The organism is Pseudomonas sp. 2957, assembly GCF_031456345.1.
GTDB classification, from domain to species: domain Bacteria; phylum Pseudomonadota; class Gammaproteobacteria; order Pseudomonadales; family Pseudomonadaceae; genus Aquipseudomonas; species Aquipseudomonas siliginis.
Genome location: NZ_JAVDUL010000003.1, coordinates 562,881 through 585,873, shown reverse-complemented (window position 1 = coordinate 585,873; position 22,993 = coordinate 562,881). Strand labels below are relative to the sequence as shown.

Annotated in this window: 13 protein-coding genes; 7 read left to right on the top strand and 6 right to left on the bottom strand. The window is 59.1% G+C overall.

The features are described 5' to 3' along the window. Positions 1 to 7: 7 nt before the first annotated feature. From J2Y39_RS13085 to J2Y39_RS13070, 4 genes are all read right to left on the bottom strand, one after another. The gene (locus tag J2Y39_RS13085) at positions 8 to 2,596 is read right to left on the bottom strand and encodes an RHS repeat-associated core domain-containing protein (RefSeq protein WP_310218065.1); all 2,589 of its coding nucleotides are present in this window, start codon (positions 2,594 to 2,596) and stop codon (positions 8 to 10) included. Positions 2,597 to 2,730: 134 nt separating this feature from the next. Continuing rightward, on the bottom strand, positions 2,731 to 6,741 hold the full coding sequence (locus tag J2Y39_RS13080) for a SpvB/TcaC N-terminal domain-containing protein (RefSeq protein WP_310218419.1): 4,011 nt from the start codon (positions 6,739 to 6,741) through the stop codon (positions 2,731 to 2,733). 19 nt (positions 6,742 to 6,760) lie between these two features. Then, the gene (locus J2Y39_RS13075) at positions 6,761 to 7,213 is read right to left on the bottom strand and encodes a SpvB/TcaC N-terminal domain-containing protein (RefSeq protein WP_310218063.1); all 453 of its coding nucleotides are present in this window, start codon (positions 7,211 to 7,213) and stop codon (positions 6,761 to 6,763) included. Between the two features lie 198 nt (positions 7,214 to 7,411). After that, positions 7,412 to 8,935, bottom strand: coding sequence for a fumarate hydratase (locus J2Y39_RS13070; RefSeq protein ID WP_016773454.1), 1,524 nt, complete (start codon positions 8,933 to 8,935; stop codon positions 7,412 to 7,414). A 570-nt stretch (positions 8,936 to 9,505) separates the two neighbouring features. Here J2Y39_RS13070 and J2Y39_RS13065 point away from each other — a divergent pair. The 3 genes from J2Y39_RS13065 to J2Y39_RS13055 are packed head-to-tail and all read left to right on the top strand — an operon-like array spanning position 9,506 to position 12,312. Further along, the gene (locus J2Y39_RS13065) at positions 9,506 to 10,612 is read left to right on the top strand and encodes a diguanylate cyclase (RefSeq protein ID WP_073471934.1); all 1,107 of its coding nucleotides are present in this window, start codon (positions 9,506 to 9,508) and stop codon (positions 10,610 to 10,612) included. Then, positions 10,605 to 11,540, top strand: a complete 936-nt coding sequence (locus J2Y39_RS13060; RefSeq protein ID WP_310218059.1) for an iron-sulfur-binding ferredoxin reductase — start codon at positions 10,605 to 10,607, stop codon at positions 11,538 to 11,540. Before J2Y39_RS13065 ends, J2Y39_RS13060 begins: the two co-directional genes overlap by 8 nt. A gap of 28 nt (positions 11,541 to 11,568) precedes the next feature. Next, positions 11,569 to 12,312 (top strand): enoyl-CoA hydratase-related protein, encoded by a 744-nt coding sequence (locus J2Y39_RS13055; RefSeq protein ID WP_310218056.1) that lies wholly within the window; start codon positions 11,569 to 11,571, stop codon positions 12,310 to 12,312. 170 nt (positions 12,313 to 12,482) lie between these two features. Here J2Y39_RS13055 and pyk read toward each other — a convergent pair whose 3' ends face one another. Further along, positions 12,483 to 13,934: a pyruvate kinase gene (gene pyk / locus J2Y39_RS13050; RefSeq protein WP_024014116.1), complete on the bottom strand. Its 1,452-nt coding sequence runs from the start codon at positions 13,932 to 13,934 to the stop codon at positions 12,483 to 12,485. Between the two features lie 172 nt (positions 13,935 to 14,106). Between pyk and J2Y39_RS13045 the strand changes: the two genes are divergently transcribed. Beyond that, entirely contained in the window at positions 14,107 to 14,493 is a 387-nt protein-coding gene (locus J2Y39_RS13045) for a tol-pal system YbgF family protein (RefSeq protein ID WP_095181453.1), read from the top strand. 230 nt (positions 14,494 to 14,723) lie between these two features. Next, positions 14,724 to 15,083, top strand: coding sequence for a PilZ domain-containing protein (locus J2Y39_RS13040; protein WP_041479819.1), 360 nt, complete (start codon positions 14,724 to 14,726; stop codon positions 15,081 to 15,083). Positions 15,084 to 15,176: 93 nt separating this feature from the next. Here J2Y39_RS13040 and J2Y39_RS13035 read toward each other — a convergent pair whose 3' ends face one another. Beyond that, positions 15,177 to 15,554, bottom strand: coding sequence for a DUF6124 family protein (locus tag J2Y39_RS13035; RefSeq protein WP_095181454.1), 378 nt, complete (start codon positions 15,552 to 15,554; stop codon positions 15,177 to 15,179). Positions 15,555 to 16,011: 457 nt separating this feature from the next. Here J2Y39_RS13035 and J2Y39_RS13030 point away from each other — a divergent pair, with 457 nt between their 5' ends. Together J2Y39_RS13030 and J2Y39_RS13025 are read left to right on the top strand one after the other, a co-directional pair. Further along, positions 16,012 to 19,179: a hypothetical protein gene (locus J2Y39_RS13030; RefSeq protein WP_310218049.1), complete on the top strand. Its 3,168-nt coding sequence runs from the start codon at positions 16,012 to 16,014 to the stop codon at positions 19,177 to 19,179. Positions 19,180 to 19,329: 150 nt separating this feature from the next. Further along, the gene (locus tag J2Y39_RS13025) at positions 19,330 to 22,974 is read left to right on the top strand and encodes a Tc toxin subunit A (protein ID WP_310218046.1); all 3,645 of its coding nucleotides are present in this window, start codon (positions 19,330 to 19,332) and stop codon (positions 22,972 to 22,974) included. The last annotated feature ends 19 nt before the right edge of the window (positions 22,975 to 22,993 follow it).

Sequence of the window (22,993 nt, the reverse complement as noted above, 5' to 3'; positions counted from 1 at the left end):
AACTTGTTTACGCCGTCTTTTGACCGCTGTATTGGCGATATCTGCCAATCAACTCAATACCGCGCCTTGCTTCAGCCATGCGCACGGAAATTTCTTTCTTGATCCGATCCCGGCTGATTGAGCTGGAGTTCTGGGTTCCGACGCTACCTTTTGCAAGGTCCAGCGCAAAACCGAATGAGCCCACCAGGCCTTGGTCATAAAATTCGTTGACTCCGATTTCACTGAAAGCCGCATTGATGTCGCTTTGGTCCTGTTCAAGCATGTCGATAATCAAACCCAACGCTGTCTCGAGGTCATCAATTTCGATATCCCTTAAACCGGCCAGCGCTGTGGCTGTGTCCTTCCCCGCGTAAGCAATGGCCATCATGTCACTCGCAGCGGGTACCTGCGCAAACTTGCTGAGCGTTTTCTCGGCTACTGTTCCGATCAGCTTATTTGCTCCCTCGGAAGTCCGAGGATCATAAGATCTGGCTATTTTTTTTGCGTATCTCAGAGGGGTTAAAATGCTTGTTGTGGCATTGCTGTGAATGCTCTCGGGGTTCAGTTTTTTGGCATCGGGCAGGACGGGAGTGGAAACAGTTGTAATTTCGCCGAGTTTGTCGATTGCCGCGCCGGAGATTTTTGAGGCGACGATCCCTCCGATAAATGTCCCGACTCCGGGCAATATCAGCGTCCCAAGTGCTTCGCCGCCTTTCCCTGCTGTCGTGGTGGCAACTCCCTTGCCAATGTTGAAGCCGGTGTTTATGGCCATGCGTTTGGAAATGTCCGTAGCGCTGAACAGTCCGTTCAATTGCCGATTGTACGTTTGCAGCTCATTGCCCAGGTTATCCAGGACTTTTGCGTAGGTCGCGATGTCCTGCCTGACGTCAGACGGCAAGTCTTTTTTGTTACCGTCGTTATCGATGAACAGAATCGGGTTGTTACCGACAAAACCATACAGGTTCAACCCATCCACATCCCCCGCCGGATCCGCACTGACCCAGCGCTGCAACCACGGCGCGTAATAACGGGCGCCGTAATAGTACAAACCGCTGACATCCATTTCCTTGCCGGAATAACGGATAAAGCGGTATTCGATTTCCGATTCCGGCGCCATCCACGCGGTTTCGCCGAACGGGTAATAGCCTTCTGCGCTGGTGACCACAGCGTCTTCATTGAGTTCCATCACGCAAGAGCCTAGGTGGTCTTCGAGGGTGTAGCGCATCTGGTCGTCTATCGGCGCTGAACGTTGCGCCCAATGCAGGCAACGCGCGTTACCGAGGCTGATGATGTGCAGCTCTTCGCCGTTGTCCTTGCTGCGAATTTCCAGCCCCGGCAGGTAACGCACCTGCTGGAAGTGGCGGACCTTGTCGGTGAACCATTCATGACATTTGAGGACCCGCTGGCCCGCGCTGTACTGGTAATACTCGGCATCGTTATCGCTGTCCTGACGGATAACCAGATCCACGCGCTCCAGCTCGTCACGGCTGTTCCAGTGCAATGACGGACCGTGGCGCAGCTTGCGTTGATTGCCGTGCGGGTCGAACCAGATGTCGAAGTCCGGCGGCTCGTCACCTGTTTGCCAACGCACCCCGCGATTGCTTTTCTGGTCGATGCGCATCGTGCGGGTGCGACTGTTGCCGTCGCGCTGATGACGCAACTCGGTCAGATTGCCGCCATCGTCGTAGCTATACGTCTGGGTGTAATTGAGGCGGTTTCGCTCGTCGGGCGGTCGCGGCAGACCGGGAATGTCCGGGGGCAGGGCGTCGTCATGACCGGTCGCGCGGATCAGGCGATACAGGGAGTCGTAGCTGAATTCACGGTGGCCGTCGACCCGTTGATTGGCGAACCAGGTGGGCTCGAAGGCGTGGTCTTCGATGCGGATGATATTGCCGACGCGATCGTAGAAATATTGCAGATCCTGCAATGCGGGTTGACCGGGCTTATGACTGATCCGCGTGCGCAAGCGTCCGTCGGCTGGATCGTAGGTCCATTCGCTGAGCACACCGTTGCCGTCCTCTTGCTCGATGAGCTGGCCATTGGCGTTGTAGTGCGCATCCTCCAGGACTTGCGTGATGTTTGCCTTCACTTGCAAGTGCATTTGCCTGAGTTGCCCGGCAAGACCATAGCGCGAGGTTCTGCGATGGCCGCCGGCGTCGGTCTGTTCAAGCACGGCGCCAAGCGGACTGAACACCTGATGGCTGGTGAACGCTTGGTGATCATCAAATGTGCGCTTTTCCACCAGTGCCTGTCCGGTGAGGGCATAGCTGGTGATATCCAGCGAGCCTGACGGATCTGTCTGCTGGATCAACCGGCCGCGCAGGTTGGAGTCTGCTCCGGCGGAGCCGGGGGCGTAAGTGAAGGTATCGAGCTGATTTTCGCCGTTTCCCGACACTTCGAGCTGCACCACGCGCAATTGCCCGTCAAAGGTCGATTGCCAGACATGGCCGCGCGCGTCCCATTGCTGCCGAGGCTCCCCGGCCGGCCCCGGCAGCAGCAAACGCCAGCCGCTATCGACACTGTCGGTGAACACCGCATCGCCATTGATGGAATAAACAGTGGTGGTGTTTGCAATGGGCAGGCGCGGATCCTGTTGCGCGACCGGACGTCCGGCCACATCGTGTTCCTGAAACGTCACAACAGCGCTGACTGCGTCCTCTGCCACGGTACGCAAATAAGCGACCTGACGGACTGGCAGGCCACGTCCGTCGCTGACGGTCAGCGAAGGCGTGCGCCAATGTGTGGAGGCGCTCATGCGCCTGACCCACGCGTAGACACCACCTCTTCAGCGGTGTCGTTGAAGTCTTCGCTGGTGTGATACCAGGGATGATACGTCTCGCGGGAAAAGTCGCCCTTGGCGTTGATCAGCTTGATCGGACGCCCCGTTGCGTCATAGAACAGCTGATCGAAGAGCCCGAGTTGGCGCAGCGATTGATCATTGACGTAGCGGTGCGTGTTGGCGAAAAACGGCCGGTATTGGCGCTGCGGCAGACCTTTGTTGTTGTATTCGACGCGTTCACTGATGCGCCAGCGTGTCTGCGTCGGTTGCTCACCTTCTTCGATCAGCAATTGACCATCCTCACCCACCACATAAGCCAGCCCGGGGTCGACCTTCTGCTGGGTTTGCAGTACCCGACCAAAGCCATCGACGCAGGTTTTGACAATCTGGATCTGTGCCTTGACGGTGTCGTAGGGATAGCGGTCGGCGCTGAGCACCACGGTGTGTACCGGCTCCCGGTACGCCAGTTCAATGGCCTCGAGCAATTGCTGGTCTTCAGGCGTCAGATTGAGGCTTTGCGCGAGCCGGCGACGTGCGCTGGCGCGGATCTGCCCGCCGGGCAACAGATCGCCCTGCTTGATAGACAGGGTTTGAAGCGTGGAGGCGGGTATCAGGCCCATCCAGCTGAACAGGTTTTTGTGCAGGGTGCTGGCTGCGTTTTTTACAGTGTCCTCCGGATACTGGATGGCCTGTTCCGGACTGGGGGCCGGCAAGGTCCAGTCATCGGTCAGCTTGTCGAATCCGGCAGGTTGGCCATTCTCGGTACCGTGAAAGCTGATGACCAGCGGCTGGCCGGAAGGCTCATGGATGACTTCTTCAGTGTTGTCGTTGGCGTCGGTGATTCGCTTGGGTTTCAGGGCGTGGTAATCGAATTCCGCGACCTGCACGGCACAACCGTCGGGCAACTCCATGCGCATGACCGTCAGCCAGTGTTGATCGTATTCGGCTTTGGTCACGCCATGGCTTGGCGTTTCGTTGAAATCGAGCACTTTATAGAACGCTTGCAAGTCGCCGTACCGAGCCAGATTGAACCGCGATGACCAAAGGTTTTGTTCTTCGCTCGGCGGCGTTTCGAACAGCCGCGGCATGGGTGAGTAACCAATTGCCTCGAGGGCTTCGCGAATGTTCAGATCCGGCACAATGCTGTAAGCGTCCAGCGCGTTCTTGTCCAGCAAGGCAAGCTCCAGAGAATGCGACAGGGCTTCGAATCCGGCGACGCCGTCCTCCAGTTCAATACCCTCTACGTCCACATAACGCTGTATGGATTGGGAAGTCAGTACCCGTTCGATGGCCCATTCTTGCGAATCCTGCAGCGTTCTCAAGGATTCAAAAGACACCTGTGCCGGGTTCAGCTCGCCGGGTAGCGTACCTTTGGCCAATTTCAGCGCATCGCCCCGTTCCTGATAGGGCAAGCCCAGTCGCCATTGCTGCGGCTCTGGCAGATTGATCAGACGCGCACGGGTCTCACTGATGTAAAAGTATTGCTGCGCCTCGTCGTGAGCGTCGGACCACCATTGATTCAGGTGGTCCTCGGTGAAGGGTGGCGGGCTCTGGGCGGTCAACCTGCGTGCATAGCTCACCGTCAGCGCATGGGTCGCGGCGCCATAAGCGTCCCAGCGCAGGCTGACATCGTGGCGGCACAGCGGGTCATTGATAAAGCCGTCGTACTGATAACTGATTGCTTCAGCCTGAAGGGGCAGCAGAACGGCTGCGGCATATGGCCCCTGGGGCCGCACCTCGCGCACCAGATAACGCTTTTCCTCTACCGAGTACAGCATGGCAGCGCCAGGTACCTGCGAATCTTCCTGGTAGGCAAGCGTCTCCGTTCGGGCGACCGAGCCGACCAGTGCCTGCGCAATCCGATAGCGACTGTCGGCATCTTCCGGGGTCACAGGCTCATCGATTTCACCCTTGGGGTGATAACGACTGAACAGGGTTTCGCCCAACGGGCAGGCGTCCACGTCCGCGTTGAAATAATCCTCGCGGGAACGATTCATTTCCTGCCCGTTGTGAAACCAGGTGCATGTTTGCACCGGCTCGTTGAAGCCAGGCTCTGAAGGATCGGCTCCAATCGCGCAGTCAAGTTGCTGCAAATAGCCGAACCCGCGAAACTCCCGTTCCCTGCCGTCGTAGAACCCTTCGCGCCAGGTGAATGACTGGGTCAACCGGTTGTCGGTGATCTCGTCGTGTTGCTCCTGTTTCTTCACCACGGGCAGCGGAAACGGCAGATGACATACCGGTGCACGCGCAAGTGCCAGCAGCCGCTCCTTTTCATCCAGCCATTCCTGAGCCGAACTGCGATAAGTCACGCTGCTGGAGTAACCCATGTTGTTGTTGCTGTTGACCAGCAGATAGGGCTTGGCTGCAACAAAATCGTAGCGCCAATGCCGAGGCTGGATATGCGGCACCGTCAGAATCAGGCTGGCGCAACCGAGGCCTTGCAGGTCGGCGAAACTGACCTGGCACAAGCGGTCATAGTGCACCTTTTCGGGCCACGGCACGCTGACGGGAATCTGCTCCAGACCGTTGCCGCCCCGGTTCAGGTAGATGTCGAACCCTTCGGATCGCAGATAGATCAGCGCGGGTGCGCCGGAGCCATCGAGGTCGGCCAGACGCACTCGTGCGGCGTCGAATTCGTCGTAGGTGAAGGGCAGGGCACTGATCTTGCGACCTTGACCGAATTTGCCATGACCAAGATTCGGCCAACAGCGGACTTCGTCATGGCGGATGCGACACAGCTCGGGCATGTCGCTGCCGAGCAGATTGCCCAGAAGCACCAGTTCGGTTCGCGAGTTGCTGAATACCGGCAGACGGTCGTCTTCGTATGCATGGGGGATTTCCTGTGCGGCGGCAAAGCCTTTTTCGCGCAGGCTGGCATAGAGCCTCACACGATCGTGGCTGATGCTGGCCGCTGACATCAGGCCGTCGCCGCTGAAATCCCCCATGGTCAAAGTCAGATCCTGGTGTTCCCGGGGAAACGTGTCGAACGCGCTGAACAGTTCGAATTGGCGCTGCGCATTCAGCGCATGGAAACCGCAGTAACCCAAGCGGGCGATGATCAGGTCCAGGCGCCCATCGCCGGTCAGATCCAGCAGTTGCGCCACGGCGCGGTTACGATCTGCCACCGGGATCTTGTCCAGCAGAGCCCATGGGCCGTAACCGATCAGTTCGGTACCAGGCGCCGCGCGCAGCGGCTCGCGGTAGTACCAGGCGTTGTCATAGCGGCAGAGAAAACCCGGCACGCCCTCGCCATACAGATCGACACATTGGTAGAACCCGCCGTCTTCGATGCCCGGTTGAGTTTCGTTTTCCAACAGGCGTGCAGGTGTCTTGTTGATCTCGAAGGGCGAGTATTCGAACTCTAGCGGCGGTGAATGCTCGACATTGCCTTGCGCATCGAAGGCCTGATAGTGCGCCGCGCTGATCTGGCTGTAGGCCCACGGCGTAGAGTTCTGGATAGGTCGATATTCCAGCAGCAGGCGACGGGCAAGTTTCGCCTCTGTCGCCAGGCCCTCGGGGAAGTGATGAAACATCAACACCTGCTGGCACAGCCTGCGGGTGCTCAGCTCAAAACCCTGGCCATAGGTGGAAAACGGATCCGGTCGCAGCCGCCAGCGGTTCACTTCTTCGTAGCTCGGGGTCTCCGTCAGCGAACTGCTGCGTTCGCCGTAATCGAACACCAGTTGAAAATGCCAAGGCAAATCCGTCGGCCGGTCGGTGTCCCAGCTATAGAGACGGTCGCTCGCCGTGGCATTGCCATAACACACCCGGCGCAGATAACGCTGGGCGCGGTAGTCGTGAATCGGGTCGTGCTCGTCAGGCTGATCGTCGGGCTTGTACTCGTAGCAGATGTGTTCGCCATGGGCGTTCATGCTTTCACACAGCAGCCAGCTACTGATGCGCGATTCGTCGTCGGGGTCGGCACGGCGTGAGGCGCTGGTTTTGCCGTAGACATGCAACGTGCCGTCGGCACCGTGGACCAGCCAGAAGGGGGCTCCACCGTCAGCCGGATGCCAGCATTCGCGCAGGGAAAAAATCGCTTTCGATCCGCGTCCAGTAAGACACGACGTTGTGTTCGGGAATGGGGCGGTCTCTGTAGCTGTGTTCCGTGCGTGACTTCAAGTCTCCGGCATCATCGAGCTCCGGCATCCACACCTCGCCGTCATGCCCGATGATTTCATCGTGCTCGGTATAACGTGGAACACCTTTGTTGGTGCGGCGACTGATCTGGCTCAGGCCCAGGTGGCAACCAAGGCCAAACGGACCGTTACCGCTCTGGCTGTTGATTGCCAAGGGTATTTGCGGGTCGTAGCCACGACCGCTCGATAGCGGGATCAGCAATTCGCATCCAGCCGAGGCGGTCGGCCCGACGGCGCTCCAGCTTTTGCCGATGGTGGCGATCGATGAGCTCTTGGCGATGGAAGGAGCTGTGATGCTGAGGTCTTGATCGGCCATGGTCGAATCCGTTCGCGCTACATAGGGCGTATGGACAGACGCTAACAGGAGTGGGCCAGAGATGGACCTGTCAGATCTGACAGGTGCGCAAGATCATTTTCTGTGCATGGGAAATTCTGTTATCGCGATTGGTTTGAACAAGCAAAAACGGCCGGGGCATCTTTGCGGATGCGCCGGCCGTTTTCATACGCCTGAGGCTTACTGCACTTCTACCGCCAGGCTTTCGCTGATCTTCTGTTGCCAGATCGCCGGGCCAGTGATGTGTACCGACTCACCTTTGCTGTCCACCGCTACGGTGACCGGCATGTCCTTGACCTCGAACTCGTAGATCGCTTCCATGCCCAGCTCGGCAAATGCCAGCACCTTGGACTTCTTGATCGCTTGCGCAACCAGGTACGCAGCGCCGCCGACTGCCATCAGGTACACGGCTTTGTTGTCCTTGATCGCGTCGATCGCAGTCGGGCCGCGCTCGGACTTGCCGATCATGCCCAGCAGGCCGGTCTGCTCGAGGATCTGGCGGGTGAACTTGTCCATCCGCGTTGCGGTGGTAGGACCCGCCGGGCCAACCACTTCGTCACCGACCGGATCAACCGGGCCGACGTAATAGATGAAGCGACCCTTGAGGTCGACCGGCAGGGTTTCACCCTTGTTGAGCATCTCGACCATGCGCTTGTGCGCGGCGTCGCGACCGGTGAGCATCTTGCCGTTGAGCAGCACGGTTTCGCCCGGCTTCCAGCTCTGCACGTCTTCCGGGGTCAGGGTGTCGAGGTTGACACGACGCGCCGACGGGCCGGCTTCCCAGACGATTTCCGGGTAGGCGTCCAGCGGTGGCGCTTCCAGCGAGGCCGGGCCGGAACCGTCGAGCACAAAGTGTGCGTGACGGGTGGCGGCGCAGTTGGGGATCATGCACACCGGCAAGGATGCGGCGTGGGTCGGGTAGTCCATGATCTTCACGTCGAGCACGGTGGTCAGGCCGCCGAGGCCCTGGGCGCCGATACCCAACTGGTTGACCTTCTCGAACAGCTCCAGACGCATTTCTTCGATGCGGTTCTGCGGGCCACGGGCCTTGAGCTCGTGAATGTCGATGGATTCCATCAACACTTCCTTGGCCATCACCGCGGCTTTCTCGGCGGTGCCGCCGATGCCGATGCCGAGCATGCCCGGCGGACACCAGCCGGCGCCCATGGTTGGCACGGTTTTCAATACCCAGTCGACGATCGAGTCGGACGGGTTGAGCATGGCCATTTTCGACTTGTTCTCGGAACCGCCGCCCTTGGCCGCCACGTCCACTTCCACGGTGTTACCCGGGACGATGGAGTAGTGGATCACCGCCGGGGTGTTGTCCTTGGTGTTCTTGCGAGCGCCTGCCGGGTCGGCAAGGATCGAGGCACGCAGGACGTTTTCCGGCAGGTTGTAGGCGCGACGCACGCCTTCGTTGATCATGTCGTCCAGGCCCATGGTGGCGCCATCCCAGCGCACGTCCATGCCGACACGGACGAACACGGTGACGATACCGGTGTCCTGGCAGATCGGGCGATGGCCGGTGGCGCACATGCGCGAGTTGATCAGGATCTGCGCCATCGAATCACGGGCCGCTGGCGATTCTTCGCGCAGGTAGGCTTCGTGCATCGCCTGGATGAAATCCACGGGGTGGTAATAGGAAATGAACTGCAGGGCGTCGGCAACGCTCTGAATCAGGTCATCTTGCTTGATCACGGTCATGAGTCGCGCTCCTCTGAAACACGGGAACATTCTATGGGGCAGCTTGAGGCTTTCGGCTCACAGCTGATCCTCTGGCACGCCGGGGCTGCTGGCGCGACGCTAAAAAGGCGCGGCAGTATACCGCGCCTCGGTGGGGCGTACACGCGCCGGCAGTCATTCGTTGGTCGCATGGGTGGGCGAATATCGGACAGCGGGTTTGCACTTCAGGATCGCCCCCCTCACCCCAGCCCTCTCCCCCAGATGGGGCGAGGGGGAAAGGGAGCCGATCTTCATCTTGTTCAAAAACTAAGTCCGGCTCAGGAAAATGAAGCTGTTTTGTGCCGTTTCCAGACTCGAGTTCGGCGCGATGTTTGAAGTCGGTGTAACTCGGATAAACAACCCGGTCAGTCCCCTCTCCCTCTGGGAGAGGGCTAGGGTGAGGGGCTTTTGGCGGTGTCAGTAGGCCACACTTTTGACGTCAATTTTCGAGCCCGAAAATCGGTGGTCATTTAGCGACCGGCCCTCTAAAGTGGCATCCGGTCTGTAGAGTAGGACACTCGGTCAGCCTCCTATCGCACGGTGAGTCAACGATTGACCCATAACGCCATTCAACGCCTTTTGCTCAAACGCTTCGCCCTCGCTGCGGCCACCTACGGATTGGCTCTGCTGCTGCTGTGGCTGGCGTTTTTCACCGGGCATTACCAGCAATCGCTCAGTGGCGTGGCCATCGGCAGCGCGCTGGTAGTGATCAGTCAGGCGAGCCTTTTCGCCATGTTCTGGAGCGGGCGCAACCAGCGCTTCGCCGACCCGAGCCTGACCGAAGCGCAAGTGCTGATGGGCCTGGGCTGGCAAACGTGGCTGATCGCCCATGTCGACGAAGCGCGCGGCGCGTTTCTGGTGTTTTACGTGCTGATCCTGCTGTTCGGCCTGTTCCATCTCACCCGACGGGTGTTCATCCGCTGTGCGCTGTTGGTGTTCTTCAGTTTTTCCGCGATTACCCTGTGGGACGCCTACCACTTCCGCTTGGCCGAGCCTGCGCTCGCAGCGTTGCAGGTGTGCATTCTGGCGATGGTCTTGGCGTGGCTGGTGCTTTACGCACGTTTTGTCCAGGTTTCCCGGCAACGTCAGCGCCAGCGTCGGTTTGCCTTGCAGGCGCATCAGGACACCCTGCGCGGGATGATGCGCCAGCTTGAAGATCTGGTCGCCACCGACGAACTGACCGGGCTGTTCAATCGCCGGCATTTCCTGCGCATCGCCTCGCGCGAGCTGAACGCGCTGGACAGCGACGTGATGCACGGGCTGGCGCTGATCGATCTGGACCACTTCAAGCGCATCAACGACCTGCATGGCCACGCCGCCGGCGATCAGGTATTGCAGGCGTTTGCCGGGGTGGCCCAAGCCTGTCTGCGCGACGGTGACGTGCTGGCGCGTTATGGTGGCGAGGAATTCGTCGTGCTGGTGCCCGACTGCGATGCCGAACGCCTGACCGCGTGTTGCGAGCGTTTGCGCATCGCCTTCAGTGAGGTGGAATTAATGGGCCTGCAAGTGCGCAACCTGAGCCTATCGGCGGGCATGACCCTGCTGTCCGTTGGCGATGATCTGGATGAGGCGTTGCAGCGTGCCGATCAGGCGCTGTATCGGGCCAAGCGTGACGGGCGCAATCGTTGTGCCGCCGCGTGGGAGAACGTCGATGCCTGAATTGCGTGTCGGTGATCGGCAGTGGACGGTTGAAGCGGGCAGCAACCTGCTCGACAGTCTCAATCAGAACGGCGTTGCCGTGCCCTACAGCTGCCGCGCCGGCAGTTGCCATGCCTGTCTGGTGAAATGCATCCGAGGTGTGCCCACCGACAATCGTCCGGATGCCTTGAGTGCCGAGCAACGTCAGGACGGTTGGCGCCTGGCTTGTCAGTGTCAGGTGGTCGAAGACTTGCAGGTACACACCTTCGACCCGATCAGCGACGGCCGCCCGGCCGTGGTCGAAGCGCTGGACTGGCTCAGCGACAGCGTCCTGCGCCTGCGCCTGACCCCGCAGCGGCCATTGCGCTACAGCGCCGGCCAGCATCTGGTGTTGTGGATCGGCCACATCGCCCGACCGTACTCGCTGGCGAGCCTGCCGCAAGAAGACCGCTTCCTCGAGTTTCACCTCGATTGCCGCCAGCCCGGCGAATTCATCGATGCCGCACGCCAGCTGCAGATCGGCGACTCGATCCGCCTTGGCGAACTGCGCGGCGGTGCCTTGCATTACGATCCGGACTGGCACGCCCGGCCGCTGTGGCTGCTGGCTGCCGGCACTGGTTTGGGGCCGTTGTTCGGGGTGCTGCGTGAGGCCTTGCGTGAGGATCACCAAGGCGCCATCCGCGTCATTCACCTGGCCCATGACGAACGCGAACACTATCTGGCCAAGCCCCTTGCCGCACTGGCCGCGCAGCGCGAGAACCTCAGTGTCGAGCTGTGGGCAGCGGCCGACTCGGCCGCCGCTTTGGCACAACTGCGCCTTGTTTCCCGGCAGACCCTGGTCTTAGTCTGCGGCTCGACGACCAGTGTCGACGCATTCGCCAAGCGTCTGTATCTGGCCGGATTGCCGCGCAACCAACTGCTGGCCGATGTGTTTGTGAGCCGTGGTTGAGCGCTGATTTTCAGACGCGAGACTCGCCATGACCGAAGCCATCCTGCTGGAACGCGAGCGCGGTTTGCTGACCCTGCGCCTCAACCGCCCGGACAAGAAAAACGCCCTGACCCGCGCCATGTACAGCCGCCTCGCCGAAGCACTTAAACAGGCCGACAGCGACCCCGGAATCAACGCCGTGCTGATCAGCGGCAGCGCCAAATGTTTTACCGCCGGCAACGACATCGCCGACTTCCTCGAACAACCGCCGAGCGACCTGGACAGCCCGGTGTTTCACTTCATGCTCAATCTGCTCGAATGCCGCAAACCGGTGATCGCCGCCGTGGCCGGTGCCGCGGTGGGTATCGGCACGACCCTGCTGCTGCATTGCGATCTGGTCTATGTCAGCCGCGACGCCCGGCTGCGCATGCCGTTCGTCAACCTCGGGTTGTGCCCCGAATTCGGTTCAAGCCTGATCCTGCCGCGTTTGCTCGGGCAAGCGAAAGCGGCTGAGTTGTTATTGCTCGGCGAAGGCTTTAGCGGCGCACAGGCTGCGCAATGGGGAATTGCCACAGACGCGCTGGACAGTGGCGCGGCTGCGTTGAGCAAGGCCCGGGAAATGGCGCTGCGGTTTGATGAGCTGCCGGCCGAAGCGGTGCACATCAGCAAGCAACTGATGCGAGCGCCCGATCGCGAGCTGCTGCGCAAAGTGATCGAGGAGGAGGGCGCATTGTTTACCCAGCGGCTGCGTTCGCCAGAGGCGGTGGCGGCGTTGAGCGGGTTCTTTCGCTGAGTGTCAAGACGCCTTCGCGAGCAGGCTCGCTCCCACAGGAGATTGCATTTCAAGTGTGGGAGCGAGCTTGCTCGCAAAAGGGCCTTACCAGACAAAATATCTGTTGAATCATAAGCAAAAAAGCCCCGCCATTCACATGGCGGGGCTTTTGCGTTTCAGCTGCCGGTCACTCAGACCTGCGGATCACCGACATGCAGGATCTTCATGCCATTGGTGCCGCCAGTGGTGTGGTAGCTGTCGCCCTTGGTCAGGATGACCCAGTCGCCTTTTTCCACGACGCCGCGCTTGGTCAGCTCGTCGATGGCTTTCTGGCTGACTTCGTGCGGTTCCAGCGAGGCCGGGTCGAACGGGATGGTGTAGACGCCACGGAACATTGCTGCGCGGGCCTGGGCTTCGCGGTGCGGGGTGAACGCGTAGATCGGCACCGAGGAGCGGATCCGCGACATGATCAGCGGGGTGAAGCCGCTTTCAGTCAACGCGATGATCGCTTTGACGCCCGGGAAGTGGTTGGCGGTGTACATGGTCGCCAGCGCGATGCTCTCGTCGCAGCGGCTGAATTCCTTGCCGATGCGGTGGCTGGAGGTCTTGCCGGTCGGGTGTTTCTCGGCGCCGACGCAGATGCGCGCCATCGCCTGCACGGCTTCCAGCGGGTAGAGACCAGCGGCGGATTCGGCCGAGAGCATCACGGCGTCGGTGTAGTCGAGCACGGCGTTGGCCACGTCGGATACTTCGGCGCGGGTCGGCATCGGGTTCTGGATCATCGACTCCATCATCTGCGTCGCGACGATCACGGCCTTGTTGTGGCGACGTGCGTGCAGAATGATTTTCTTCTGAATGCCCACCAGTTCGGCATCGCCGATTTCCACACCGAGGTCGCCACGGGCAACCATCACCGCGTCGGAGGCCTTGATCAGGCCGTCGAGGGTTTCGTCGTCGGCCACGGCTTCGGCGCGTTCGATCTTCGCCACCAGCCAGGCAGTGCCGCCGGCCTCGTCACGCAGTTGACGGGCGTATTCCATGTCGGCGGCGTCGCGCGGGAAGGATACGGCGAGGTAGTCGACTTCCATTTCGGCGGCGAGCTTGATGTCGGCCTTGTCTTTTTCAGTCAGGGCCGGCGCGGTCAGACCGCCACCGCGACGGTTGATGCCTTTGTGGTCGGACAGCGGGCCACCGATGGTCACCACGCAATGCAGTTCAGTGGCGGTGGCGGTTTCAACGCGCATCACCACACGGCCGTCGTCGAGCAGCAGCTCGTCGCCCACGCCGCAGTCCTTGACCAGATCCGGGTAGTCGATGCCGACCACCTGCTGGTTGCCTTCGGTCAACGGATGGCTGGTGGAGAAGGTGAACTTGTCACCGATCTTCAGCTCGATCTTTTTGTTGGCGAATTTGGCGATACGGATTTTCGGGCCTTGCAGGTCACCGAGCAGGGCGACAAAGCGGCCGTGCTTGGCAGCGAGGTCACGCACCAACTTCGCGCGAGCCTTGTGCTCGTCGGGGGTGCCGTGGGAGAAGTTCAGACGGGCGACGTCCAGACCAGCCAGAATCAGCTGTTCGAGAACTTCCGGCGAGTTACTGGCCGGGCCAAGGGTAGCGACGATTTTGGTACGACGGACGGACATGCAAAGACTCCTGAGTTCAAGCGCAGGCAGAGGCTACTATGCTCGAAGGGTGTAGTCATTGTTCGAATGCACTACTTATCGTTTTCTTTATTGAACGCGGCAACTTTGCGACCAGCGCGTCTGAAGTTTTCCGACCTGGGGTCGATACAGAGCACAAGACAGGAGAACCCCCATGCGATTGTTGCCCATTGCCGCCCTTGCCCTCAGCGCCCTCGCCGCGACGGGCTGCACCCGTTGGTCGATGAACCACCATTTGAACAACGCCTACAGCGCCTATGAACGCGGCAATTGCGAGCAGGTCATGCTCGAACTGTCCAAGGTCGAACGCGCCAGCCGCGCCCGCCCGTACGTGTGGCCGGAAGTGTCGATGATGCGCGGTCAGTGCCTGGAACGACAGAAGCTCTACATCGACGCGGTGCAGACCTACCAGTTCATCATCGCTTCGTACCCCAACAGTGAATACGCCTACCGCGCCCGCGCGCGTCTGGAAACGTTGCAGAGCCTGGGCCATTACCCGACACGCAGCGCCGCTGCGGTGGTTCGGCCGACGCGCTTCTGACGCGGTTTTCGTACAAAATCTGGCCGTCTGTACAAGCTCCGCTATAGTCAAGGAAACCGTTTCGAGCCGTGTCTCGATAACGGCGCAACACCTGCGACTGGCAGTTACAAGGTGACGGCGATTGTCGCGACCGTCACACCGGAAGCGGGGAGAGCGGGCCTGTCGCACAGGTTCGTTCCGAAGCACAGGTGCGGCTCCGTGACGGAGCCCTGCATGGCGAACAGCACATCATGTTTACCGACCGCCGGATCGAACGGCATCAATTGCCGTATTACCTCAGAGTGTTCAACAGCGTCACCGACAAACCCGTCGGCTTTCTCGGCAATGTGTCTACGGACGGGCTGATGCTGATCAGCCAGTTGCCGATGATGATCGGGGTGGATTTTCAGTTACGCCTCAAGGTCCCCGCCCGCGATGGCAGCCAGCAAGTCATCGATTTCAGCGCCTGTTGCGTGTGGTGCCATGAAGACGCCACGCCGCTGCATTACGACGCCGGTTTCATCCTGCGCCGCGCTCCCCCGGAGTTCGGCCAACTGGTGCTGGCGCTGAAGCAGTATTTCAGTTTTCAGCCGTTGCCCGCTTCTGCCTGAACAGCAAAAGATCGCAGCCTTCGGCAGCTCCTACAGGGGGAGCGCATTCCAAATGTAGGAGCTGCCGAAGGCTGCGATCTTTTGATTTTTACGTCACGCCACCGCGATCGCCCGCTCCTGATCCAGCGCCTTTTCCGCCAGCAATAGGCCCATCTCGCTCAACTGATAGATCGCCATCGCCAGATGTCGCGGCTTGTCCTCGAGGCTGTCCGCCAGGTCGAGCAGCAGAATGCTGACCGAAGAAAAGGTTTCGTAGGTTTGAATGGCCATCGCTTCGGGGTTGATGTCGGGCGCGACCATGAACATCTGCATGCCGCGATCGACGGAATTGCACGACGGCGCAGCGGCGGGTTTTTTCAGGTAGTGATCGAGGGCTTTTTCAGCGGCCTCGTGGAGTCTGGTGGAATCGGGGGAAGCGTAGGGGGAGGTCGAGTCTTCGATTTCGGGGGGATTGGGTGTTGGTTTGATCATGGTGATAACCCTTGGTTGGGGCCTTCACCCCTCGCGACTAAACGAAAGGGTGGCGGCTGGACGCAGGTTAGTCGACCGGGGGTATCACCAAAAACCGGCGCGCCGAAGCGCCCTGCGTACAGCCACCATCGAGTGCGGGGATAGGGATTACCCGACTGGATGACGCTTATACACCTTGATGACAAACCCCCGGGCGACTAAACCCGACCACTGATTGGCAGCGGCACGGATCACGTTACGGGGCAGCTTCAAAGCGCACAAGCCGGCGGATTCTGAGTGATGTGTAGGCAACGGCGCAAGCCGATGTAGCCGCGTGTTAATGACTGAAGGACGTCTGCATGTTGCAGCGTGGGAATAGTTACCGCTGATCGGGACTGTCAGGTTTTACAGGTGTCATTTCGTGCTTACGGTTCTTCAATGAGGCACCCAGGTACCGACGGTATAAGGAAGCTCGATCATGTCCGACCATGAGAACCCAGGCTCCAATCCTCCAGAAGATGGCCCGTTTCCTGAGGACCATCGCCCTTCCCAAAAATCCGATGATCCGATTTCCGAAGAGCCGGGAATCCTGGTCGCGGATTTGGAGTATGAGGCCGGCTCCGAGTCACTGTTAGTAGATACCACGATGGACTTCAAGTTTCGTATACCGGTAAACGATGGCCGTTATCACAACGTTCATCTGGATTTTCACGGAGCCGATAATTACTACCGACGTATCACTGAAAGTGCATGGTTGGGGGGCGTCTGGCACAGTATTCGAGTCGAAGACCTTCCCGAGAGTGACCTGCAAGTCAGAGTTGATGGAAGATGGGATTACATTGATCAATGGTCAAGGTGGACACCGCGGACTTTGCTGGTCAGAAAGGCTGCTCGCATTGCCAGCAATCGTACTGTGACTACAACGGTTCCAGGCCTCGCCGGTAAAGGCAGCAAAATCACGCTTGTGCGTCCCAATTCAGGCACTGTACTGAGCACAACGGCCATTACCAATGGCTACGGAAATTGGACTGTCACGCTCCTTGATAATGTCCCCCAGGGTTTACAGGATTTCATCATCCGTGAGGAGTATGGAAATACGCAGGGGCGCTACGCGGGGAAAGCGTCACTGACCGTACTCAAGCCTGTAACGCTCAGGCCGTTGCCGCAGGTTATAAGTACACAAACGCCGCAATTTGCGGGTACAGGCGGTCTGCACCAAGAGTTGACAAGAGTGGATGTTTACATCAAAGACACATCGATCAAAGTATTGGCCTACGCAAAGATCGAAATTGATGGGTCATGGGGTGGTACCAGCACTTATAAGTTTGCGTTCGGCAAAAATTATTCTCTAGTCGCCAGTCAAAGATACGATGGCGCAACATCTGTGCCGTCAGTCCAACGAAATTTTTATGTCATTGACCCCCCCCGAATAACGTCTCCTGGATTGACGCAGACGGTGGACATGACATCGACGTTCACAGGCACTGTCGTCGCCGGGATCTCCAGTGCTGTAGCTGTGCGTTCGGAAAACACCCAAGCTCAAATCAGCACCCCAACCGATGCCGCCACAGGCGCATGGTCTGCATCTTTCACGCTGACACCTGGTCCGCATTCAATTGTCGGCACGCATACCTATTTGGGAACGACATCACTGACCAGCCAACCCTTCGGCATACGGGTACGCACGGGCAAGCCGACGGTCACATACACGCAAGCCAATGAAACGATCACATTTTCCGGCACCGGACATTTCGACGAGAAGCTCAGAACCGAAATCGAGTTCACTATCCTCGAAAGTCCAGCCGACCCAATGCCGGTCGCGCCTCCAAATGCACAAGTACAGCGCAACGGCACTTGGAGCACCACCGTAACGGGCTGGAAATTTGGCACCTATAAAATCAACGCCGTCCAGAAGATCAGAGACAACGCCAGCGGCTGGATCGACTCGCTGCCGCTGACCTTCGAAGTAAAAAATATCCTCCCCGATGTCAGTGATGTGCAATTCACCAACGACTACCAACCGACCTTCAGCGGCAAAGGCTTCAACAGAGCCTTGGTTCAGCCACGCAGGCCCAATAGCCCATATCTTGAAGCGCCTGAAGTGGAGGTCGTCGGCGGGCGGTGGTCCACCCAGGCTTCGAGCGTTTGGGGACCCTCGTTCGAACGTGAAGTACACATAAAGCAATTTCTCGACGGGCACCAGTCGCCAAACTGGTTTGTCCTCAAAGTCACCATCCCGCCGCAGGCACCTGGCCTGAACGAGCCTGAGGATGACGGACTTTCACCCAGGTTCAGCGGCACGTGCTGGCCGGGTGCAACCGTGAACATTGAGTACAGCGACGAAACCGGCATTGTGCACAAGGGCATCGTCAGTGCTGACACGTGGCAGTTCAGGCGCGACAAAGAGTTTGCCATGGATATCACACATACCGTCACGGTAACCCAAGTCGCCGCGCAGCAAACTTCGCAGCCGACGTCCACGACCTTCATAGTCAGGAGAGCGATGGTCACGCCAGTGATTACCCAGCCGCCGGACGGCTCGGAAGTCGGTCGTGCTGTAACGGTCGAGGGCACGATGGGGATGGTGGGCGCCACTTTGCAACTGCGCGACAAGCAGTTTGATCGTCCCTTGGGCGATCCGAAAATATTGAGCCAGGATGGCGACTGGTCGATTGACCTGAGCCTCGAGCAATTCAGGCTCTACACCTTTGACGCCCAGCAGACACTGGACGGTCGACCGTCGCTACACAGTGACGAGCATGAATTGACGGTGGTGCTGCTACCGCCAGAATTTCTCCAGCCGATACAACACGGCAAGTTGCCACGAACCGCGTTGCTCAAGGGTACGGGCATGAGGGGCGGGGTTGTCGACGTCTGTCTGCAAGGGCTTGCCGAACCTCTGCTCAGTGATGTCATTGTGGATTGGGCGGGCAATTGGCAAGCCGAAGTGACGTTGCCGGTGGGCAGCAAAACGATCTGGGCCCGGCAAAGTTTCATGGATGAAAGCGGCAAACTACAAGAGTCGAAAGACAGCGAGCCGCTGCACTTTGACATTGTGCCAGCGGCACCCTTCATTGAAACCCCGATCGAGGGCGATGCCATCGGGCAGCAGGTGGTGGTGTGCGGTTTTGGCGTGCCGGGCGATACGGTTACGGTGACCCTGGTCGGTGCCGCGCGTTCCGAGCCGGCAAGCGCCGTCGTGCAGGAAAATCGCACCTGGTCAGTGATGCTCGATGCAAGTCTGCTCGGCGGGGGGCTTTACCGGCTCGAGGCAGTCGCATCTCTGGACGGGTTCGAATCATTTGAAACCCTGCGCTCGGTCATTCTGGGTACTTTCCGACCTGTGCTCGACGGGCCTGCAGCCGGACGCTGGGTCAGTCATCCAGTGCAGTTCAGCGGCAAGGGCCGTCCGGGCGTGGGCGCCATCGCGAGTTGGTACAACCCGGATGTTCAGTGGCTGGCTCAGGTACCCGTGGTCGATGAGCACTGGCGCGGGGCGGCGACAAGGGCACTGCCTCTGGCGGGCAACTGGTACCGATTCCGGCAGACGCTGACTGACGCGGCGGATGACGCAACGATATCCGATTGGGCCGACAGTGCGCGTTTTGAAGTCGAAGCTGCGCGCTTGCCCCACGCCGACTCCTGAAGTCCGGCTTCCGACGAACGGCTATCAAAACTGTCAGAAATGACAGTGGACTTGACGGCGTTCGAAGCGCTCAATCGTACTCACTGAATGTGCAGCCTGACGAAGGACGTCAGGTTGCGCGGGCCAGTTGTCGCCTAAAGGAATCTGATCATGGTTGATTCGCGCCGTCCCGCCCTGCAACTGTTCGATGAGTTGTTCAGCGAGGAACAACGAGCACAGAACGTCGGACTGCAGAACCTCGAGACATACCTGCAAAACGGTGGATCAATTTATCCACTGGTTGAAAGGGGTGTTCAATGCATGGTCCAAGAGCATCAGCTCAGCGTTGAGCAAGCGCAACAATATTGGCGCGGCGCCAATAGCATAGCCACGTCTCAGCGGCGCCAATTTATCGAGCAGACGCTGCGGGGCACCAGGCCCGCGCCAAAGCGCAGCTCCAGCGGTTTGTTATCAATCGTGGACGGTCCCAATTATCACGCTCTGATCGGTACCGATTTTTCCGCGTTGTGCCCGCCAGATGCACTGGAGTCCATCTGGTCGCCAGTGGCGTATCTGATCGACTTGTTGCGCTGGGTTCGTGACCGTCTGGAGGGTATCAGAGAGGAAGACGATTTCTCGCTGCATAACCGGCGCACAGATCTCTTGGCACTGAACGTCGACTTCAATGCGGTTTATCAATCGATCTCTTCTGTGGACATCATCGTTGAGGTGCTGGAGAAATTCATCGCGGCGCAAACGGATATCGAATCCATCGAAGACGCGCTGATCGCAGCCCGCTACCCCAATGGTCTGCCTTATTACCAGCATTGGGTCACAATTGATGGTATCGCGCAGTTTCATGGCCTGTCGGTGGGCGACTTCGAGCACCGGGTCGACCTGGCTTATCCCTATTTTCTGCAAGCCAATGCTCGAGGTGCCAATACTGCACAGGGTTTCGCCCATGCCTCGCGGCTTGGCCCTTATCAGCGCCAGTTGCTGACCGAACCGCGTGCGGATTTCGCCCTTCGCGAAGATTTTTTTGCGCACAACTTTGGTACCTATACCGAGATGTATTCGAATCTCAATCAGGTGGAGTTTTTCGGTCAGCGCACCAAGCTCGACAGCCGACAGATCGAGGCGCTTCTGTCGATCGGCGACTTTGCTCCTGTGCGCTCGGCCAATGTGACCTACCCGGATGAAACGCCCAAGCAGCCTGAAAGCGAGCGCTCGGGTTCGGTTTACATCAATGACGGTACTGCGCCGGCGGTGGGTTTCGATCCTGCAACCAAGCCTCGCATTCGAATGACGGCAAACCCCGACGAACTCATCGGGTTCAACCGCTATACCCGGATGAATCAGATGGTGCGTCTGGCCAACTGGACAGGATTGCCGTTCGAACAGCTGGACGCAGTGTTGACATCGGTCATCCGGGCAACAGGGCGCGGCAATTCAACGAAAGGTCACAGCAACGAGATGGACATCTCCAGTGGCGCGGTTCATGCGCTTGGGTTGTTCCAGACGTTGCGCGAGCGCTACGAATGCACCGCCGCGGACTTTGCTGTGTTTGTGGGTGAGCTGTCGGTTTATGGCCGCGGTGAAGCGCTCTCGCAATTCGATCAGGTGTTCAATTTTCAAACCGGTTATCGCGAGCCTTTCAAGCTCGACAACGATGAGTTTGCGGTGGCGCCGATACCGGGCGTGGTGGATCTGACGATCAGCCAGCTCTGCAGTGGTCTGGCGATTGATCCGCAGACTTATTACGTGCTGGCGAACGCTGTGGCCAAGGCTCATGGCTTGACCGACAAATTGAAGCGCAACGCAGCGATCATCTCGAGCTTCTACCGTTTGGTGAGGCTGGCCCGGCTGTTGAACATCACTCCGGTTGAAGGCGTGCTGATGCTATCGATCCTGGGCGGCGATGACTGGGTCAATGGCTTGGCCGGTACTCCTGTCATCCACGATGTACCGGACGGTTCACCGGATGCGCTGGAACTGATCGAGGCTATGCAAAGTTGCGTGCAGTGGTGCGCGCAAAACAATCTGCCGGTGTTGTGGGTGTTGCAGCATGCGGTCGCTGCGCCAGCGGCTCAGGATCCATCCGAACAGGATGAGCAGTTTTTCGAGCAGGTTCGCAATTTGCTGCCGACTGCACAGTTGTCCAATAGTACGTTTCTCATGGCAGGCGTTCCGGCAGCCGGGGCCGCGGACTGGATCGAATTTCTCGCGACATCCGCCGACAGCCTGGGGCCGATAACCGACGGGCATGGTTTGATCCTGCCTCCGGAGGGAAGCGCTGAGATGTATCTGGCCTCCGTCCATAAAAAAATCACCTGGGCGGTCGACAGCGCCTTGGGTGAGATCGAGCCAGCGTTGCGGCAGAGCATCATCGACAGCATGGTCAGCGCGTTTTTACAGATGCGCGATGCGCAGACTTCGCTGGTCAAGGAGACGCTGGCGGCATACGCCGGCGTTGGCGTGGATCAGGCATTGCCGGTCCTGAACTGGGCAGACGTCACGGTGCATCAGTTACTGCTGCATGTGCTGGAGCAAGCGGATGCGGGGAGCGAAGGGGGCGGCCGAATTCGCCCCCGAGTTGCCGACACATCATTCGATCTACTGGCTGAAGTTCGCCGGCGCAGTGAGGTGGTGTCGACCCTGGGGTTAAGCGCGGCGCTGTTGCAGGATTATCTGGATAGCGGCTACAAGGACTGGCTGGTTCAGGACGACAAACATGCGTTGACGGTGCGCACTCTTTATTACCTGACCACGCTCACTCGCGCTTTTGCCATCGCCTCAGCCTCGAGCGGCCAAGCGCCAGAGAAGCTGTTGGACTACCTGCGTCAGGTCAACGCATTGCCGGATGTCACCGGAGATGCGAGATGGCTGGCACAACAGGCGGCTGCCATCAAACTGGCCGACTTTTTTGGCTGGAGCGTTCAGGAAGTGCGCGAATGTGTCAGCCGCATCGATCCCGACCTGAAGGTGTTGAAAAACCTTGCCCAGCTCGATTTGTTGATGCGCGTTCTGGCGCTGTCCACCGAGACCGGCATGGATGCGTTAACGATTTTTCTCATTGGCAATCTGCCCGAAACCGTCGACAAAAAATCCTATGCCGATGCCGCCGAACATGCCCTGCTCGGCGAGTCCGATACTCGTGCCCCGATCGTGCATGTTCCAGGCGACGTCAACGGGCTGGTCACAATCACGTGCGAAGTGGTGGGTGACAGCACCGTCGTGGCTAACAAGCCAGACGAAAAAGTCATTTATAAAGTGACCCTCAAAGACGCCAATGGAAAGTCGCTGAGTGGCGTCAATGTTTATTGGCGCGCGACATTGGGCACCATTGAATACAAGGCGACGGGAACGGACGGAACACTTTTGGCCGAGTTTATCCCCGGCAAGGTCATGGGCCGCGACACGCCACTGCTTTGGTTGGATTTGTTCGAGCCGCAATACGCCCCTCCCATAGAAGTCACCGCCGACTTCAGTACGTTGTCGTTCCCTATTGCAGAACTTTCACCTACGCCTTTGGAAACAGTGAAACACGGTCATGAAGTAGAACTGTATGCGGTGCTGGAGGACAACTACGGAAACCGCGGACAAAACTCGCTCGTGGAGTGGTTCGGCAAGAACGTTCCGCCCGCGAAGATGGATGCCGTCACCATTCGGCCGGCGCAGGGGTTCACAGATCAGCAGGGGCTTACCCGGGTTTTTGTCTCAAGCAAGACGGGCGGCACATTCGTGTTCAGCGTTCGCTCTCAGTCTGGGGAAAACGAAAGAATATTCCCCCATGCCATTACCTTTGCCAGGGAGTAGCGGCAGGGCGTTGCGTACT